This is a genomic window from Exiguobacterium sp. J17977, from assembly GCF_018616375.1.
GTDB lineage: Bacteria > Bacillota > Bacilli > Exiguobacteriales > Exiguobacteriaceae > Exiguobacterium > Exiguobacterium mexicanum.
Window position 1 is genome coordinate 213,821 of the sequence record NZ_JAEQBB010000002.1, and the last position, 18,098, is coordinate 231,918.

Sequence of the window (18,098 nt, forward strand, 5' to 3'; positions counted from 1 at the left end):
CCCCCTAGTCTATGTCTCTTTGAAATAATCGGAATTTTCGAAAAAACTCCTCAACTTCATCATAAATATTTTGATACGATAGTTCAAATGATTTTCGTCCCATATCGACCCAAATCCCATTAAATTGATGCCGGAACCATGTCAATTGACGTTTTGCGAACTTGCGCGTGTGCTGTTTGAGCGTCTCGGTCATCTGTTCCCGTGTCATCAAGCCATCCAGATACGGGACGACTTCTTTGTAACCGATGGCGCGCATCGCTTGCGTGTCCCGGTAACCGGCCGCGAGCAAGCGTTCGACTTCCTCGATGAGACCTGCTTCGAGCATCAAATCGACACGATGGTTGATACGCGAGTAGAGCACGTCCCGGTCCGCATGCAAGACGAACAATTGATAGGCGTAATGCTCCGACGGGAGGCTGTCCATCGCCTGGGCGTCGCCTTGGAGCGCGACTTCAAGTGCCCGGATGACGCGGCGGACGTTATTCGGATGAATGCTCTCGGCACGTTTTGGGTCGAGTGACTGCAGGCGCGCATGCAGCGCTTCAGGCCCGTCCGTCTCCGCCTCTAATTCGAGCGCCTCACGTAATTCGTGATTGACCGGTCGTTCCGTGAACTCGTAATCATATAGAATCGCACGGATGTAGAGACCCGTCCCGCCGACTAGAATCGGCAATTTCCCGCGCGCATAAATGTCATCGATCGCCGCCCGGGCCAACGTTTGGAATGTAGCGACGCTCATCGCCTCGTCCGGGTCGCATATATCAATCAAATGATGCGGAATCCCTTCCGCTTCCTCGACCGTCACTTTCGCCGAACCGATATCCATGCCGCGGTACACTTGGACCGAATCGCCCGATACGATTTCCCCGTTGAACGCTTTGGCGAGCTCAATCCCGGTCTTCGTCTTCCCGACAGCCGTCGGTCCGACGAGGACGATGACTGGTGTCTTTTCCATCCTTGTCACTCCTCAAACGAAAGACCGTCCCTTAAAGGAAACGGTCCGTTAAATTCTCCTCTTAATTGTATCATCAAACACGACCGCAAACAGCATCCATCCGCATAATAATAGTCCCATCAGTAAAATTAAGCCGTCACTCATCCGAGGTCGCCTCCTTTTATGTACCTCTTTCCCATTTTTCACATTTTAGACACAAATGAATGCGCAAAAAAACGACGCTCCCATAGGAGCATCGTTCATTGTGTCACTTCTACTAATCGGCGTTGGCGCCACATCGTCAATCCGAAATAGAGGATTGCCGTGCCGCTCGCGGCCCACCACATAACGCTGTAGAGCGGCGTCATCAAGTTGGCAAGGCCGAACAGTGCCGGAATGATTAACGTCAACCAGGCGAGCACGAAGGCGACCCGGGCCGTCAACCCGTCAATCTGGCGTCCGAGGCCCATCCCCATGAAGAACAGTCCCCACAAGAGCGACCAGAATAACCATGTGACTGCGCCCATCATATCGCCTGTCGTGAATGCGATCACCGCATAGAAGACGGCCGAAATCGATACGAACAGCGAGAACCATCCGACGCCCCGGCCGTCCAAATCGAACAGGAACGTCACACCGACGTACAAATACGTGAACGCGAACAAGTAGATGCTCGCATACCCGAACATCTCCGCCGGACTCGCCCCGACGACGAGCCACGTTGCGATGAACGTCTGCAATAGTCCAGTGAAAAGACTAAACACACCCGCACTCTTGACGTCCACTTTTCCAAATAAAACGAGGCTGTTGATGAACAACGCCACGCCTCCAAATAATAAACTGATATTCCCCACACTCATTGCTCCTTCATACAGATGTCTGACGTCTAATTTTATCTACGTCCACTGTAACGTGAATTCGCTTTCAGTGCAAGTGGGGAAATGGACGTTCACGGACTCGACAAACGTTATTCGTTTTCGAGCGTCGCAATCGCCTCGTCGATGCGTTCCTGTTCGTCTTCGGTGAACGTCGGGAATTGTGGATCGATGTCTTCTAACACGTCAATCATGACTGTCGAGACGATATAACGGGCGTACCAGTCGTCGTCTGCCGGAAGGACATACCACGGGGAGCGTTTCGTCGCTGTGTTCGATAACATGTCCTCAAAGATGGCTTGATAATCATCCCAATGCTTTCGTTCCTCGACGTCGCTGAACGAGAACTCCCAATTCTTGCTTGGATCTTTCAATCGTTCGAGCAAGCGGTCCCGCTGTACTTCCTTCGAGACGTTAAAAAAGAACTTGATGACCGCAAAACCGTTCTCATATAAATATTGCTCAAAATCGTTGATTTGACGATAGCGGACTTTCCATACCGACTTTTTGTCTTCGTCGTCCGGGATGACCTCTTCTCCGAGCAGGTCATGGACGCGCGGGGCGATCACTTCCTCATAATGGGAACGATTCAAGATGCCGACCTGACCGCGTTCCGGCATGAGGTCATGCATCCGCCAGAGATAGTCATGTTTCTTTTCTGTATCCGATGGTTTTTGGAACGCATTCGTCTTTAACCCTTGCGCGTTCAAATTCGAGAAGATGTAACTGATTGCCTCATCTTTACCACCCGCATCGAGCGCCTGTAAGACGACGACGACACCCCTTTTGGCTTCGGCATATAATTTCCAATGCAATTCTTTCAACCTTTTGACACTCTCCGGAATCAGCTCGTTTTGCAACGTGTCGTCCGATGGGCGGTCTTTGACCGTGGTCGGGTAATCTTCCAGGCGAATCCCGTTTTTATGGTCAATGCGAAACGATTGAATGTCCATATGTCCTCCTTGATTGCGACAATTTTTACGTACAATCCGTATTTACCCTATTCTTTCAAAAAATAGCGACAAAAAAATCCTTTCCGCCGAAGCGAAAAGGATTGGATCACGCTTAATTGATACCGACCGCATCGAACGATTTCGCCGCTGCGACCGCTTGCGTGCTCGTCGCACCGTGCAAGTCTTTGGCCGATTGAACGACTGCTTGACGTAGGCTTGAGAAGTTCGAAGTCGGTGTCAAGTAGACCGTGAGGGCACGGTAGTAGATATCCCCCATCTCCATGACGCCGATGCCTTGAACCGATACGCCGTAGTGTGAACCGCCGGCTGCCAAGAGGTAAGCCGCCTTGTTGACGATTCCAGAGTTGATGTGGACGCCACCGTTGTCTTGCGTCCCTGTGTAACGGACCGAGTAGTGGTCTGGGTCACCGTTGGCTGCTGGGTTCGACATCGAACGAAGTCCGTCCCCGGCGATACCTGGCGTATAGATGTCTTCCCCGACCAACCAGTCGAAGTTCGAGCCGACGCTATACTCCGCGACTGTACCGAAGATGTCGGATATGGCCTCGTTGATGGCGCCTGATTCGTTCTGATAGATCAAACCGGCCGTGTATTCTGTGACCGCGTGTGATAATTCGTGAGCGACGACGTCAAGAGCGCCAGAGAGGTACGTGAACGTTTGCCCGTCACCGTCACCATACACCATCTTGCTGCCATCCCAGAACGCGTTGTTGTAACTGCGGCTATAGTGGACCGTCGAGTTAAGGGCCGCGCCGTTGTTATCGTAACTGTTGCGTCCATAAGTATTCTTGAAGAAGTCATATGTCTTCGTCGCGTTGACATGGGCGCTGACCGCCGCCCGATCATACGTCGTGTTCAAGACGTTATCGGCATCGGCCCAAAGCGATCCTGGGAGCAGTGTCCGGTTTTTCGCGTCATACGTGTAGATGCCTTTGCCGCGTGTCGAGTCTTGAAGATAGTAGTAAGAGCCGCTCTTCGTCGTCTTGAACGTTTGGCTCTGGCCAAGGACGTCGATTCCCGTTCCCGTGAACGTCGTGCCCGTGACGCCGTTCGCCGGTTTGGCATGCGCCAATTGGTTATATTTGTTCAATACTTTCCCGCTTGCTGCATCGATGAAGTACGTCCAGCGTGACGGCTCATCCGCGTCAAGAATCGTTCCGGTCACTTCATACGCGTAGGCTGCCTCTTCCCCGTTCGGATAAACGACGAGTTCTGCCGCCGGCTCAAGCTCATATGCGCCTTTATGGCCGACAAGCTCTTTATAACGAGCGACCGCTTTTTGTTCATTCAGTTTGATTGATTTATGTAACCCTTTAAGTTGTTTCGTGTCATCGACGACCGTTTTTAATTGTCCCTCGTTGTCGACGACACCGACGACGATCCCGCCGAAGACCGGTACACCGTCAACCGTCTGTTGTAATTTGACGACTTGTCCGACTTTGTCACGTTTTGATTCGAGCGTTTTGAATTCGCCTTTCGCTTTCGCATACTCTTTGACGATTGTCGTCGGAGCCTCGCTCGATGGTTTCGTCAACGTGCCCGATTTGAGTTCCGCTGCGCCGACAAGTTGCGGCACGAGCAAAACGCCTGCAATGAGTGATGTAGATAAAACTTTTTTCATATGTGTTTCCCTCCTTATGTGGTGTCTCCTACTTTACATAGTTTCCCACAATCAAGATATCCAACTATCTAATTATTTTGACAATTCAAATTATTAAGACATTTGTCCTACTCGAGAGCTCCTTGTAGTCATTTCAACCTTACAAAAAAAGCGTCACCGTGGAAGGTGACGCCCGTCATCAATAGACATCTTTTTGTGTGAAATGGTAGAACGCATACGCGAGAGCTGCTAGCGACCAGACAAGTATGACGATGAGCGAGAACGGTAATGTCATCCCCTCGATTGGTGGGGCTTGCCCCTCGAGATAGGTATGAAGACCGAAGTTGACGTTCACCAAGTATTTCGAGCTGTCCCAATTTGACCCGAGCGACGTGAGCAGCGGTCCTGAGATCAGGACGGCCATCATAATTCCGATCCCGGTCGCCGTGTTTTTGACGATGACCGAAATCATGAGCGCGATCGTCCCCACGGCCGCGACGACGAACCAGGATAGGCCGACCGACATGAGCAAATATTGCCACATCGGCAGCGTATGGACGAAGTCGGTCGAGAACGTCCCGGTCGCCGAGGCTTGGAACCCCGTCAAAATCGGGGCGGTCCAACCGTCCCAGCCGAGTACGATGCCGGAGATGGCATAGCTGACAAGTGCCGTGATGAAGATGAGAATCGACGTGTAAAGCAGCGTCGTCATCCATTTGGCAAGTAAAATCTTAAAGCGCCGGACCGGACGGGACAACAGCGTCTTGATTGTGCCGTCATTATGTTCGCCGCTGACGATATCCGCCATCAGGACGATGATGAAGAGTGGGAGCACGAGCGTCGTCCCTTGCGAGAAGAAGACACGCATGAACGTCGGCGCCCCAGGGTAGTTCGGGTTAATATCATTATCTAAGTAGTATTGATTCTGTTGCACCTGGAACTCCAAAATTTGACGGAACTCGTCCTGCACGTTCGCCGAGGCGAGCCGGTTTTGCGTATCGACGATCTCTTGCTGTAAATCGACACGCCAGTCGATTGTCCCTTGTTCTTCCCGTTGTTTCTCGATTTGCCGGTAGTTGGCATACGTGAACATCGAGACGAGCACGATGAGGATGATTGACACGACGAGCAGCCGACGTTTCTTATGAATCTTTAACACTTCGTTCCGGATGAGGCCAAGGATTGACGGATTAGACAATGTGGTCACCCCCGGTCAATGAGATAAACAGTTCTTCGAGCGTCTGGACGCGTCGTTCGAGACCGAACACGTCGACGCCGCGATCGAGCAAATAGCGGTTCAAGCGGGCCGTGTCTTCTAAATTCATCGACACCCGAATCGTCCGTTCGTCGACGACGTCGGCATGATCAATCGATTCGAATCCGCGGATGATTGGCAAAACTTCAAAACTGTCGGCCACATGGACATCGACCGTCGACGCCAACTCATGAATCAGTTCTTCGACCGTCCCAACTTTCACGATTTTCCCGCGCGACATGATGGCGACGCGGTCCGCGAGCAGTTCAATCTCGGCCAAGATGTGGCTCGAGACGAGGACGCTCAGTCCTGTCTCTTCGACGAGACGGCGGATGAAGAGTCGAAGGTCACGAATCCCCATCGGGTCGAGCCCGTTCGTCGGCTCATCGAGAATCAAGACACGCGGATTGTTCAGCATGGCCTGGGCGATGCCGAGCCGTTGCCGCATCCCAAGCGAATACGTCTTCACTTTATCATCGATTCGTGCCGTCAAGTCGACGAGATCAATCACTTCTTGAATCCGGGCCTCATCGACCCCAGGCAACATTCGCGCGAAGGCGTTCAAGTTCTCACGCCCGCTCATGAACTTGTACAGTTCCGGATTTTCAACGATGGCGCCGATTTGATTCATCGCCTGAACGAATTGACGTTCGACGCTGAACCCACAAATCGAGACGGTCCCGTTCGTCGGCTTAATCAATCCGACAATCATCCGAATCGTCGTCGTTTTGCCGGCCCCGTTCGGTCCTAAGAAGCCGAACACTTCCCCGGGGAACACATCGAACGAGATGTCATCGATGATCGTTTTCTTACCGATTACTTTTGTCAAATGGTCTATTTTCAATGTTGGTTGCATCATCTCACCTCTCCTACATTCTATCGGACTCAATCGCATCTGTCCTATTCGAACATTCACATAGGGCAGGTTCAAACTTATTTGATATGATAGTTCTATAGAAAGTGAGGTCATCACATGAAAAATGGGAAATGGTATACGTTTTTAATCGGTTCTATCTTCTTGACGGGCATCGCCCTATACGGTTTATGGATCGGTTATCAAGATATCGTCAATCCGCCGGAACGGACACTTTCCGTCAGCGAAGACTCGAGACCCGAACCGGTCGGGGATGTCTACGTCGCACTCGGAGATTCATTGACACGCGGTGTCGGCTCTACATCGGGTGCGGGCTACGTCCAACCGGTCGGCGCAGCGCTCGAGGAAGATGACATCCGCACGCAGAATCTGGCCGTCTCTGGTGCGCGGACGGAAGACTTATTAGCGCAGCTCGAACAACCTGAAGTGAGACGTACGATTGAGAACGCCCGCTATATCACGCTCACAATCGGCGGCAACGACTTGTTCAACCGCGGCGAGAACGTCGACAATTTCGAATCGGTTGATATCGAGCAAGTCGTGACCGATGCGAAGACGAACTTGAATGACATCTTCGAACAAGTTCGCGGATTGAACGATTCGGCGCAAATCGTCTATATCGCGCTCTATAACCCGTTCCAAGAGAACGAGAACGGTGAGGCGTTCAATCAATTGATTCTCGATTGGAACGCCTCGGCATCCACGTTCGCTAACGCGCAACGCATCGATGTAATCGACCCGTTCGCTTACGTCTCGGACGTCGGCCGTGACCTTGCGACCGACCAGTTCCATCCGAGCGACCGGACATATGAAAAGTTAGCCGAGGACGTATTGTTCATCCTCGAATAAGCAACATGGCCTGATCGTCGCGATCAGGCCATGTTTTATCGTTCATATTTGACGAGCCAGCTCTCCCCGTCGCGTGTCATCATCGTCCCGAACCAGCCTGCTTTCAATAAGGCGACTTGCTTCTCCGTCTCGCCCATATCGAGCCACGTCGCCTCACCGGACGGTTGCCAGTCGCTATGCAGTTCCTTCATAAAAATGTAACGCAGCTTTCCGCCATATTTCGGTTTGAGGGCACCGATGCGAAGGCCGAGGGCGAACTTGTCCTTCAGGCTCGGGATATTGAACGGCGCGACGGTCGCGCAGACGAGGTCGAACCGACTGCCCTGTTCAAGCTCTTCCATGAGTAGCCTACCTAGATGCTGTTGCAGACCATAGCCGCGGTAATCCGGATGAACGTTTGTCACTTCTTGATACAAGATGCGGTCGAGCGCATCAGACGGATAACCGATGTCGTATCCTAGATGCTCTTCGTCGAGCGGCGGGATCAGGAGTGCACGGAACGCAATCAACGTCCCCTCGTGATACGCCCCAATCAACGTACGGTCGGTCAATAGCTTCACGAACTCATCAGTTGTGAGGGACTGGTACTGGCTTCCTTCCGTCAATGTGGCCATGACTTCCTGTTGCACCGCCTCGACTTGTTCGAGCTCTGTCATCGTCAAATAGTTGACCTCGATGTCGAGACCGTTACAATCACCGCGCCACATGGTCGGCCCCTCCGACGACGTACGTCGCCGTTGTCAGCCGTGACAAGACGGCCTCATCGACGTCGACACCGAGACCTGGCCCATCGGACAGGCGGATGAATGGCAAGTCGTACATTAAGTTGCCGATGTCTTCGGCGAAACGAAGCGGACCTGTCAACTCGACCGATTGGACGATTTTGCTCGAGAAGGCGACATGGAAGCCTGCACTCGAGGCGACCGACGACTCGACCATCGACCCGATTTGACACTCGATGCCCGACATTTCGGCCATATGCACGAGTTTTTTCGCCGGATAGATGCCGCCACACTTCATCAGTTTAATGTTTACTTTGTGGGCGGCCTGCATCATCGTCAACCGACGCATCTCCGTCACGCCGCGCACGCCTTCATCAATCATGAGCGGCACCGTGATTTTCCCTTTCACTTCGACCATGCCTTCAAAGTCGTCGGCCTTGACCGGCTGTTCGACCCAATCGATTTGGAATGGCTCGAGCTGCTTCATCGCTTGAAGTGTCTTGGCGGCATTCACCCAGCCTTGATTGACGTCGACCCGAATCGGCACGTCTGGACCGACGGCACGACGGACCGCCTCGACCCGACGTACGTCCGAGGCGACGTCGACGCCGACTTTCATCTTGACGGCCGTGTACCCTTGTTCAATCTGTTCGCGAGCCTCGGCCGCCATCGCCTCCGGCTCGCCGATACTGAGGACGTGCGTGACCGGAAACGCGTCGTGATAACGGCCACCGAGCAAATCATACACTGGAAGCCCGAGCTTTTTCCCGACGACGTCATGACAGGCGATATCGAGCGCCGCCTTCGCCGCCGGCACGTCACGGATGGCCCGGTCCATCACGTCGTGAATCCGTTCCATCTGCAGCGGATTTTCGCCAATCAAGAGTGGCCCGAGAACATGTCGAATCACACTGATTGTACTATCGAGCGATTCGCCCGTGACGTGTTCATCGGCGACGGCCTCTCCATAGCCGACATGACCACATTCGGTCGTCAATTTTACAATCACCGACGGCATGTCGTCATAACGATGGTAACTGACGATGAACGGCACTTTTAACGGTAAACGAATCGCAAACAGTTCAATCTTGTCTATTCTCATATCTATTCTCCTTTACTTCTTACGTGTCATTAGCTATATTGTCGTTAAATAGTCGTTAAATTGCAAGGAGGAGTTTTGATGTCCATCCATATCGCCATCGTCGGATCGCACGAATTCGTGGAGACGATTCGCTCGCTCGGTTCACCAGAGGACGTCCGGTTCGCCTATCATCCGTATGAGCATCCACACGAAGCGGCGACTATCGCTCAAACACTCGGCTCGTTCGACGGCGTCTTTTTTTCCGGCTCGTTCCCGTTCGCCTATGCAATCCCTCACCTTAGCCACGTGGCAGCACATCACGTCGTCCAGGACGAGACTGTCCTCTTGACGACGCTCTTATATGCGACGCTCACCCACTCCGTGTCGCTCAATCAAATATCCATCGATTTGGTCGACCCGGAACGGCTGACATCGATTCTCGACTCGTTCCCGAACGAACGGGGCATCCCCACCGTCATGCGCATCAGTCCTGATTTAGCCTTCGAGGACGTCATCGCCTTTCACGCCAGCCACCAAGTGAAGCAAACTTCGCTAGCCATCACGAGCATCGAGCGGGTGCATCATGAGCTCGTTCGTACCGGATTGAACAGCCAACTGATGATTGAGCCGACAGCGACCGTCAGGCATCATCTCGACCAGTTGATTCAACAAGTGCGGCAACAGTTGGCCGATGCCGCCCAGTTCGCCATCATCCGCTACGACACAGACGATATATCATTGCGGGATCACCTCGCCTCGGTCCGATATCTCGGTGGACATCTCGAGTCCGCTGAGGACCTTCTCCTCACGGTATTGACGACAAAAGGTGAAGTGATGAACGCGTTCGAAGAAGATACGCTCGCACCGAACGGGACGTACCGCATCGGAATCGGCTATGGCACGGACTATCAACAGGCGGACGAGCATGCTCAAATCGCCTTGTCTGCCGCAAGTAAAGAGCGCATCCGCATCGTCGATGATTCGAAACGATTATCGTTCCCAACCCGTGACGCGCAAATCCCGTATCGCGTGACGGAACAACTTGCCTTCGACTTCATCAAACAAGCCGGAGTCAGCCCCGTCAATATCGGGAAGATTTTACAGTTCGCCAAGCGAAAGCATGAATTCACGGCTAAAGAGTTGACCGACTATCTCGATGTGACGCGACGGACTGCGGAACGGCTCATCAAAAAACTTCATGACGCCGGCATCGTCGATGTGATCGGTGAAGAGATGAGCTATGGCCAAGGCAGGCCTCGCGCCGTCTATAAATTCAAATTCCCGACCTCATGAGGCCGGGAATTTTTTATTGTGCAGCTTGTTGTTCAATCGGTGGTTCTGCACTCAACACAGCAATCCGTTCAATCGTGAAGCCTGTGAACGCATAGATGATTGAAATGACAGGAACGACAAAGTTTAAGATAGCGTATGGCGCGTATTCGAAAGCCCCGACGCCGAGTGTCCCGAGAATGAACACGCCGCACGTATTCCACGGGATGAAGACCGACGTGAGCGTACCGCCGTCTTCAAGCGCTCGCGACAAGTTCTTCGAATGAAGTCCCATCTTCTCGTAGGCACTGGCGAACATGCGTGACGGCACGACGATCGAGATGTATTGTTCGGAACATGATGCGTTCGTCGCGAACGCCGCTAAAATCGTCGAAGCGACCATCGATCCGGCCGTCTTCGCAAGTTTGACGATTTGGTTCATGATGGACTGGAGCATGCCCGAGTATTCCAAGATGCCCCCAAACGTCATCGCGACGATCGTCATCGAAACGGTATACATCATCGCATCGAGACCACCCCGACTGAACAAGTTATCGACGAGTTCGTTGCCGGTGTCGATCACGTATCCACTTTGGAGCGCGCCGACACTATCTGAGAGCGAGCCGCCTTGGACGATGACTTGCGCCAAAAAGCCAAGGGCGATGCCGACGACGAGTGCCGGAATGGCCGGCACTTTTTTCGCGACGAGCGCGATGACGGCGAGCGGGATTAGCAACAACCACGGTGAGATGACAAAACTGTCTTTTAAAATCGCGAGCGTCTGGACGATTTCCGACGAGTCCGTCGTCGTCTCGCTGAAGCGGCGGCCGAGCCACCAATAGGCGCCAAGCGCGATGATGAGCCCTGGAATCGTCGTATACAGCATGTGACGGATATGTACGAATAAATCGGTATGCGTCAAACCGGCAGCCAAGTTCGTTGTATCTGACAATGGTGACATCTTATCTCCGAAGTAAGCGCCTGAAATGACGGCTCCGGCGACCATCGGCGCAGGTATCCCCATACTGAGCCCGATGCCCATCCCGGCGACTCCGATCGTCCCCATCGTCGACCATGAACTGCCGATCGAGAGCGCGACGACCGCACAGATGATACAAATCGTCACGAGGAAATAGGCCGGCGAGATAATCGTCAACCCATAATAAATCATCGTCGCGACGACACCTCCCCCAATCCACGCCCCGATCGTCAAGCCGACCAAGATGATGATGACGACCGCCGGTAAGGCGAGCCGAATCCCTTTGTACATCATCTCTTCAATCTCTTTCCACTTATAGCCGTGTCGCCAGGCGACGAGTGCCGCCACCGCCGTCCCGATGATGAGCGGGATGTGTGGCCCTTGTTTTAATTGGACGATGGCTACGAGCATGACCCCAATCATGACAAGTAGCGGCAATACCGCCCAGCGAAGCTTCATGTCTACCTTGTTCCCCTGTTGTTCCATGTGTCTTCCTCCCCGATAGCGAAAGATTCTGAATTGTCGTTATATTGTCGCTAATAAGATGATGATAACGCTTACATTCGAGGAAGGCAATAAAAAAATGAACGGAAGCGAAGTCGCCTCGTTCATTTCGTCGTTCATATAGCGTGTACGGCCCGGCGCAACGTATCGGCGAGCAAATCGGCCGCTTCCGGTAATACGTCACGATCGAACGTCATCTGTGGATGATGAAGCCCTGGCGTCAAATTGGCCCCGATTCCAATCATCGTCGCATCGAGTCCCGGCTGTTCGACCGTATAAAAATGAAAATCGTCGCTACCTGACGTGATGATGCGATCGACGAGCGCTTCGGCGCCGAACCGCTCGCTTATCGCTTCGGCCGCATGACGGCTCGAACGCTCGCCAATCAAGGCGCCTGGGGTGAAATCTTGCCATTCCCAGTCAATCGTCACCCCATGCAGGATGGCAATCTGGTGCAACATCGTCTCGACCCGGTCGCGCAGCTCGAGCAGTTCCTTGTTCTGTTGGGCTCGGACGTCAATCGAGAACGTCGCATTACCCGGAATGATATTTAAATTGTCACTCCCGGCCTGGACGCCCGTCAATTTGATTGAATGTGGCTCGAACGGCGACAAATAGATGCTTTTGAGCATCTGTTGAATCGTGAAGATGACGTCTAACGCGTTCTGACCTTGATGCGGCCGTGCGCCATGAGCATCGTCGCCGCTGATTCTGCCTTTCAAGAAGAAGGCGGCCCCGTGTTGAATCGCAGCCGCATATTGACCGCGTTTCAGTTCCTCGAGCGGACGCAAATGAATACCGTACAGCTGACTGACGTCTTTTAACGCCCCGTGTCGAATCATCGCGAGCGACCCATTGCCTTGTTCTTCAGCCGGTTGGAATATAAACCGGACCCGTTTCGACAAGTGTTCGTGTCGCAACGCATCAAGTGCACCGAGCACCATGCTAATATTGGCATCGTGGCCACATGAATGGTTCGCTTGGAACGTCCCGTCAACTTGTTGCCATAACGCGTCGATGTCGGCCCGGACAGCGATGACATCATCTCCCTCACCAATCTCGGCGATGACGCCGGTGACGTCGGCAAACGTTTCGTGACGGACTTGCCATGACGTCAAAATATCGGCAATCGTCTTCGTCGTCTCGATTTCTTTCCAGCTCACTTCGGGATGGGCATGAAAATGCTCAAACCAGTTCAATACGTTCGTCATGATCGATCCCCCATATGTACTTATATTTTTTTGACCCCTTTAATCAATACCCATTGCAGCGGCAAGCGGGCCCACGTCACCCATTTCGGGAGTGGCATCTTACCGAGTTTTGACGGTTTGAGCGCCATATTGATATTAGCCGGGAAGACGGCAATTAAAAATGCCGGTAACGTGCGCTTCACGAACCGTGTCCCTTTGTTCGTGAGCAACAGTGCCCCATAGACAACCTCGATGACCCCGCTCGCCTGGACCATGAACCGTTTGAACGGCCATGATTTCGGAATAATCGACATGAATGCCCGTTCTTGAACGAAGTGCATGATGCCGGCTCCTAAAAATAAAACCCCGTATAGTGTGCGAATCAATGGAATCCCCTCCTTTTTTCTAAGCATAACAAAAAAGATGGGCTACGTGCCCATCTTTACAATGCATCCCCATTCGCATTTTGAATCTCGACATCGACCGTCTCGGTCTTGCCGTCACGAACGTATTCGATGGTGACCGTTCCGTCCGTATCGCGAATCAATTCACTCCGAAGGTCGATGAACGACGAGACGGCTTGATCATTGATTTTCACGATGACGTCGCGCGCTTCAAGTCCGGCCCGTGCGGCCGAGCTGTTCGCCTGCACCTCGACGATAATCGTACCGGCTGTCACCGACTCCGGCAAATTGATTTGCTCGGTCAAGTACCCTGGTGGGAACTCGGACACGTCTCGGAGCGACACGCCGAGCGACGGATGGTTCACTTCACCTGTCTGTTCGATTTGATTGATGAGCGGCAAAGCGATATCGACTGGAATCGAGAAACCGACCCCTTCGACTGATTCCGTCGCAATTTTCATCGAGTTGATGCCGATCAATTGGCCCGATTCGTTAATCAAGGCGCCACCGGAATTACCCGGGTTGATGGCGGCATCTGTCTGGATGACCTCGGCATTAAAATCGGCTTGTCCGTTCTCATCCGTATCGACCGGCACGAGACGTGACGTCGACGAGACGACGCCGCGCGTGACCGAGTTCTCAAACTGGCCGAGCGGATTGCCGATGGCGATGACGGTCTGTCCAGGTTTTAGTTCACTTGACTTCCCAATCGTGATGACGGATGAGACTTTGTCCGCATCGACTTCGAGTACAGCCAAATCGTACGTGGCGTCGCTGCCCATCAATTTCGCGTCCGCTGTCGACCCATCATTGAACGTCACGGTGAGACGGTCAGCGCCATTGACGACGTGATGGTTCGTGACGATATATGCCGAGTCACCATCTTTCTTATAGATGACACCCGAGCCGACACCGGCTTCGACCGATTCATTCGACAGTCCGCTCGCGGCGAAATTGTTCACCGTCACGACAGCAGGTTGTGCGGTCGCGACCGCATCGGTGACCGAACTGTCAGCCGTCGTCGACGTCGTCTGGACCGGTGAACCTTCCGACGTCACGTTCGTGTCTGACACGTTCGACGGGACTTGATCGATAAACGGGAACGCGATGGCCCCAGTCAAGACAGCACCGATTACCCCACCGACAAACCCAGGGAACATCCGACCGACGAATGAAGGTCGGGCCGGTTGTGTTGCGCGCGACGGTTCTTGTCGTTGTTCGGACGAGCCGAGCTCGGTGTCGAGCCAATCCTCGCGTCGAGTTGGTTCATTTGATTCTGTTGGACGATCATTGCGTTCCATGTGTAATCATCTCCTATATGATGTTTCCTCTTTGTTCTACCCTTAGTATAAGAGGCATAGTCATTTTTGTGCGGAAATGAGACATCGATTACAAGATTCTTCACAATTTGCGTCAATTAGATCAGACGATGATATTTTTTAACGTCCCAAGTCCCGTGATGCTCACCTCGACCGTGTCCCCCGACTGGAGATAGACAGGCGGTTTCATCCCGTGGCCGACCCCGGCCGGCGTGCCGGTGGCGATGATATCACCAGCTTCTAGCGTCATCCCTTTCGACAACGTCCGAATTAACTCTTCAATCGGCCGAATCATGTCCGCCGTCGACCCATTTTGGCGTGTCTCCCCATTCACGACCGTTTGAATCGCGAGCGGGAACGAGAGCTCGTCCGGTGTGACGATATACGGTCCGAGCGGACAGAACGTGTCGAACGATTTGCCACGGAAAAACTGGACGTGCTGTTTTTGGACGTCTCTTGCCGTGATGTCGTTCAAAATCGTATAGCCAAAGATATGGGCGTCGACGTCGTCGATGTCCCGCCCTGATTTCCCGATAATGACGGCAAGCTCGCCTTCGTAATCGAGTTGGTCGGTCAGTTCGGGGTGACGTTCGACGACAGCCCCAGGTCCGACGACCGAGGTCGGTGCTTTCGTGAAGATGACGAGTTTACCGGCTCCCGCCGTATCCATCTCCTTCACGTGCTCTTCATAGTTCTTGCCGATACAGATGACGTTTTTGAGCGGCCGGTATGGCGCGACGAGCTTGACGTCCGGCAGCGCCGTCCGAGGTGCGACGTCCAAATCGACATCCGGTGCAAACTCCCGCGCGATGACTTCTAACAACGAAGTCGTATGTAATTGGTCACTGACGTCATAGACGAATTCCCCATCCACGACACCGACCCTTTGCTCTCCTTCAACTTGAAAACTACACCATTTCATCAAAATTCCCCCTTTTTTGCTAGTATACAAAAAATCGGGACGCGACGGTCCCGATTACGCTTTGTTCAAAAAAATAATTCGCTGATTACTCGACCCCCGAAACCGAAGCGACCGGTCCATGAGCGGCTGCTCGAAGCGACCATCGACAAGCACATCGGCACGATCGAGCACGCTTGTGACGTGTTCATCGCCCATCGCCTGTAATTGTTCAAACGTATAGCCCGTATACACCCACACGTTTTTTTGAAGTGCTTTGCATCCGTCGACGAGCCGGGCCAGTGCCTCCGGTTGGAGGAAAGGTTCTCCGCCCGAGACGGTGACGCCGTCCCAACCGGATTGCTCGATTCGGGAAAGCAAGTTCTCGATTGCCACGTCTTCTCCGCCGCGCGGATTCCACGATTCCGGATTGTGACATCCTGGGCAACGATGCGGGCACCCCGCCGTAAAGATGACCGTGCGAATGCCCGGACCGTCGACGACCGATTCGTCAAGTACGGATAGGACGCGCATGATGCTTCACCCTCGCTCGTTCTTCTTCTCGTTTCGCCGAATTCCATCGGTCCATCGTGCCGACCAGATAGCCGGTAATGCGACGAATCCGTTCAATCTGTTCTTCCTCGCCACACGTCGGGCACGCGACATCAATCGTTCCTTCGAGGCCGCAGTTGCCGCACCGGTCGACAGGATGGTTGATTGATCCATAGCCGACGTTCTCGGTGCGCATGAGCCGGACGATTGCTTCGACCGCTTCCGGATTATGGGCGAGCGACCCGTCGACCTCGACATAAGTGATGTGCCCCGCGTCACAGAGCGCATGGTACGGCGCCTCCAACCGAATCTTGTCACGAATCGAGACGGACTGATACACGGGCACGTGGAACGAGTTCGTGTAAAAGGCACGGTCGGTGACACCCTCGATGATTCCGAACGCCTGCTGATCTTTCAATACGAACTTCCCTGACAATCCTTCGGCCGGGGTGGCCAAGAGCGAGAAGTTCAAGTCGTGACGCTCCGCCGCCTGTCTCATCCGATTACGTAAATGCGTGACGATGTCGATTCCTAGTCTTTCCGCTTCCCTTGAGTCGGCATGCGTGCCGCCTGTGAGCACGCGGAGCGCTTCGGCGAGACCGATGAAGCCGACGGATAACGTCCCTTGCTTCAGCACGTCCCGCAACTCGTCTTCCGGCTGGAGTTTCTCGCTGCCCCGCCAGACGTGCTGGGCATAAAGGAAGCGGAATTCGTCGGCATGACGTCTCGCTTGATAGTCGAACCGTTCGAGCAATTGATCGATGGCGACGTCGACGTAGGCGTCGAGCGTCTTATAAAACGAACGGATGTCCGGAGCGACGAGTGCCATCTTGACCAAGTTCAAGGTCGAGAACGATAAATTGCCTCGTCCGATTGACGTCTCGGCGCCATGCCGATTCCCCATCACCCGGGTCCGGCACCCCATATAGGCCACTTCCGAGGCATGTGTCCCGTCATAATACTGCAAGTTGAACGGGGCGTCGACGAACGAGAAGTTCGGGAATAAGCGTTTGCCCGTCACGCGACAAGCGAGTCGGAACAAGTCGACGTTCGGGTCGGTCTCATGAAAGTTGACGCCCTCTTTCACTTTAAAGATTTGAATCGGGAAAATCGGCGTCTCCCCGTTGCCGAGCCCTCGCTCGGTCGCATGCAACAACTCGCGGATGAAAATCCGGCCCCAACGGCTCGTGTCGGTTCCATAGTTGATGGAGACGAATGGCACTTGGCCGCCTCCACGCGAATGCATCGAATTGGCGTTATGGATGAACGCCTCACACGCTTGATACGTCGCCGTGACCGTCTCAGTCTCAGCGACTTCAAGGAGTTGCTCGGTCGACCATTCGACCGGAAGCTTCTTGAGCCGCTCCAGTTGACGTTCATACGTCTTTTCGACGTATGGCGCTAAATCGACATCGAACATCGGGAACGCTTGACCCCCGTGTTGCATATTCTGATTCGCTTGAAGAATAATCGAAGCGAGTGCCATCGCCGAACGGATGTCCTGGGGTGGTCGAATCGTCCCGTGACCGGTATGAAATCCGTTCGTCAGCAACTCACCGAGCGGGATTTGACAACACGTCGTCGATCCCGTCACGTAATAGTCGGCGTCATGGATATACAAAAAGTTGTCTGCGACGGCCTGACGTGTCCGCTCTGACAACAAGTACATTGTCGACAGCTGTTTCGACACTTCCGAGGATAATCGTGCCAGTTTGCCGAGTGGTGATTTCCCGTCGACGTTGGCGTTCTCTTGGACGAGATCTTGATCTGGGAGAACACAGACATCTTCATAAAGCTGGAGCATGTTCACTCCGCATCA

The 18,098-nt window shown here is 53.5% G+C and carries 17 protein-coding genes; 2 read left to right on the forward strand and 15 right to left on the reverse strand.

The genetic code is table 11. The features are described 5' to 3' along the window. Window positions 1-4: 4 nt before the first annotated feature. From miaA to KNO58_RS04620, 6 genes are all read right to left on the reverse strand, one after another. A complete protein-coding gene (gene miaA / locus KNO58_RS04595) occupies window positions 5-955 on the reverse strand; it encodes a tRNA (adenosine(37)-N6)-dimethylallyltransferase MiaA (RefSeq protein WP_214752101.1) in 951 nt (316 codons plus the stop codon). Between the two features lie 239 nt (window positions 956-1,194). After that, on the reverse strand, window positions 1,195-1,788 hold the full coding sequence (locus KNO58_RS04600; RefSeq protein ID WP_214752102.1) for an AmiS/UreI family transporter: 594 nt from the start codon (window positions 1,786-1,788) through the stop codon (window positions 1,195-1,197). A gap of 113 nt (window positions 1,789-1,901) precedes the next feature. Beyond that, window positions 1,902-2,762: a PPK2 family polyphosphate kinase gene (locus KNO58_RS04605; RefSeq protein ID WP_214752103.1), complete on the reverse strand. Its 861-nt coding sequence runs from the start codon at window positions 2,760-2,762 to the stop codon at window positions 1,902-1,904. A gap of 112 nt (window positions 2,763-2,874) precedes the next feature. After that, complete coding sequence (locus KNO58_RS04610; protein ID WP_214752104.1) at window positions 2,875-4,404, reverse strand: M4 family metallopeptidase; 1,530 nt, start codon at window positions 4,402-4,404, stop codon at window positions 2,875-2,877. A gap of 178 nt (window positions 4,405-4,582) precedes the next feature. Further along, on the reverse strand, window positions 4,583-5,581 hold the full coding sequence (locus KNO58_RS04615; RefSeq protein ID WP_214752105.1) for an ABC transporter permease: 999 nt from the start codon (window positions 5,579-5,581) through the stop codon (window positions 4,583-4,585). After that, complete coding sequence (locus KNO58_RS04620) at window positions 5,574-6,494, reverse strand: ABC transporter ATP-binding protein (RefSeq protein WP_031200222.1); 921 nt, start codon at window positions 6,492-6,494, stop codon at window positions 5,574-5,576. The genes KNO58_RS04615 and KNO58_RS04620 overlap by 8 nt, the downstream gene beginning before the upstream one ends. A 117-nt stretch (window positions 6,495-6,611) precedes the next feature. Between KNO58_RS04620 and KNO58_RS04625 the strand changes: the two genes are divergently transcribed. Further along, window positions 6,612-7,361: a GDSL-type esterase/lipase family protein gene (locus tag KNO58_RS04625; protein WP_214752106.1), complete on the forward strand. Its 750-nt coding sequence runs from the start codon at window positions 6,612-6,614 to the stop codon at window positions 7,359-7,361. A gap of 35 nt (window positions 7,362-7,396) precedes the next feature. On the opposite strand, the gene KNO58_RS04630 is transcribed toward KNO58_RS04625, so the two are convergent. After that, on the reverse strand, window positions 7,397-8,068 hold the full coding sequence (locus KNO58_RS04630) for a hypothetical protein (protein WP_214752107.1): 672 nt from the start codon (window positions 8,066-8,068) through the stop codon (window positions 7,397-7,399). Beyond that, window positions 8,055-9,185, reverse strand: coding sequence for a mandelate racemase/muconate lactonizing enzyme family protein (locus KNO58_RS04635; RefSeq protein WP_214752108.1), 1,131 nt, complete (start codon window positions 9,183-9,185; stop codon window positions 8,055-8,057). Before KNO58_RS04635 ends, KNO58_RS04630 begins: the two co-directional genes overlap by 14 nt. Before the next feature lie 78 nt (window positions 9,186-9,263). On the opposite strand from KNO58_RS04635, the gene KNO58_RS04640 reads away from it, so the two are divergent. Continuing rightward, the gene (locus tag KNO58_RS04640; RefSeq protein ID WP_214752109.1) at window positions 9,264-10,457 is read left to right on the forward strand and encodes a helix-turn-helix domain-containing protein; all 1,194 of its coding nucleotides are present in this window, start codon (window positions 9,264-9,266) and stop codon (window positions 10,455-10,457) included. 13 nt (window positions 10,458-10,470) lie between these two features. On the opposite strand, the gene nhaC is transcribed toward KNO58_RS04640, so the two are convergent. The 7 genes from nhaC to KNO58_RS04675 all read right to left on the reverse strand — a co-directional run bounded on the left by nhaC (window position 10,471) and on the right by KNO58_RS04675 (window position 18,083). Next, a complete protein-coding gene (gene nhaC / locus KNO58_RS04645) occupies window positions 10,471-11,871 on the reverse strand; it encodes a Na+/H+ antiporter NhaC (RefSeq protein ID WP_214752316.1) in 1,401 nt (466 codons plus the stop codon). A gap of 161 nt (window positions 11,872-12,032) precedes the next feature. Further along, on the reverse strand, window positions 12,033-13,127 hold the full coding sequence (locus KNO58_RS04650) for an amidohydrolase (RefSeq protein ID WP_214752110.1): 1,095 nt from the start codon (window positions 13,125-13,127) through the stop codon (window positions 12,033-12,035). Between the two features lie 20 nt (window positions 13,128-13,147). After that, window positions 13,148-13,492 carry a DoxX family protein gene (locus KNO58_RS04655; protein ID WP_214752111.1) on the reverse strand — a complete coding sequence of 115 codons (345 nt, stop codon included), beginning with the start codon at window positions 13,490-13,492 and terminating at the stop codon, window positions 13,148-13,150. A 56-nt stretch (window positions 13,493-13,548) separates the two neighbouring features. Beyond that, a complete protein-coding gene (locus KNO58_RS04660; protein WP_214752112.1) occupies window positions 13,549-14,811 on the reverse strand; it encodes a S1C family serine protease in 1,263 nt (420 codons plus the stop codon). A 121-nt stretch (window positions 14,812-14,932) separates the two neighbouring features. Continuing rightward, window positions 14,933-15,751 carry a fumarylacetoacetate hydrolase family protein gene (locus KNO58_RS04665; protein ID WP_214752113.1) on the reverse strand — a complete coding sequence of 273 codons (819 nt, stop codon included), beginning with the start codon at window positions 15,749-15,751 and terminating at the stop codon, window positions 14,933-14,935. A gap of 54 nt (window positions 15,752-15,805) precedes the next feature. Then, entirely contained in the window at window positions 15,806-16,261 is a 456-nt protein-coding gene (gene nrdG / locus KNO58_RS04670) for an anaerobic ribonucleoside-triphosphate reductase activating protein (protein ID WP_214752114.1), read from the reverse strand. Continuing rightward, complete coding sequence (locus KNO58_RS04675; protein ID WP_214752115.1) at window positions 16,239-18,083, reverse strand: anaerobic ribonucleoside triphosphate reductase; 1,845 nt, start codon at window positions 18,081-18,083, stop codon at window positions 16,239-16,241. The genes nrdG and KNO58_RS04675 overlap by 23 nt, the downstream gene beginning before the upstream one ends. Window positions 18,084-18,098: the final 15 nt, after the last annotated feature.

Coding starts and splice junctions, on each gene's coding strand:
- KNO58_RS04650 (WP_214752110.1), bottom strand. CDS start 13,127: ATGACGAACGTATTGAACTGGTTTGAGCATTTTCATGCCCATCCCGAA.
- miaA (WP_214752101.1), bottom strand. CDS start 955: ATGGAAAAGACACCAGTCATCGTCCTCGTCGGACCGACGGCTGTCGGG.
- KNO58_RS04630 (WP_214752107.1), bottom strand. CDS start 8,068: ATGTGGCGCGGTGATTGTAACGGTCTCGACATCGAGGTCAACTATTTG.
- KNO58_RS04605 (WP_214752103.1), bottom strand. CDS start 2,762: ATGGACATTCAATCGTTTCGCATTGACCATAAAAACGGGATTCGCCTG.
- KNO58_RS04610 (WP_214752104.1), bottom strand. CDS start 4,404: ATGAAAAAAGTTTTATCTACATCACTCATTGCAGGCGTTTTGCTCGTG.
- KNO58_RS04625 (WP_214752106.1), top strand. CDS start 6,612: ATGAAAAATGGGAAATGGTATACGTTTTTAATCGGTTCTATCTTCTTG.
- KNO58_RS04675 (WP_214752115.1), bottom strand. CDS start 18,083: ATGCTCCAGCTTTATGAAGATGTCTGTGTTCTCCCAGATCAAGATCTC.
- KNO58_RS04660 (WP_214752112.1), bottom strand. CDS start 14,811: ATGGAACGCAATGATCGTCCAACAGAATCAAATGAACCAACTCGACGC.
- nhaC (WP_214752316.1), bottom strand. CDS start 11,871: ATGAAGCTTCGCTGGGCGGTATTGCCGCTACTTGTCATGATTGGGGTC.
- KNO58_RS04635 (WP_214752108.1), bottom strand. CDS start 9,185: ATGAGAATAGACAAGATTGAACTGTTTGCGATTCGTTTACCGTTAAAA.
- nrdG (WP_214752114.1), bottom strand. CDS start 16,261: ATGCGCGTCCTATCCGTACTTGACGAATCGGTCGTCGACGGTCCGGGC.
- KNO58_RS04640 (WP_214752109.1), top strand. CDS start 9,264: ATGTCCATCCATATCGCCATCGTCGGATCGCACGAATTCGTGGAGACG.
- KNO58_RS04620 (WP_031200222.1), bottom strand. CDS start 6,494: ATGCAACCAACATTGAAAATAGACCATTTGACAAAAGTAATCGGTAAG.
- KNO58_RS04665 (WP_214752113.1), bottom strand. CDS start 15,751: ATGAAATGGTGTAGTTTTCAAGTTGAAGGAGAGCAAAGGGTCGGTGTC.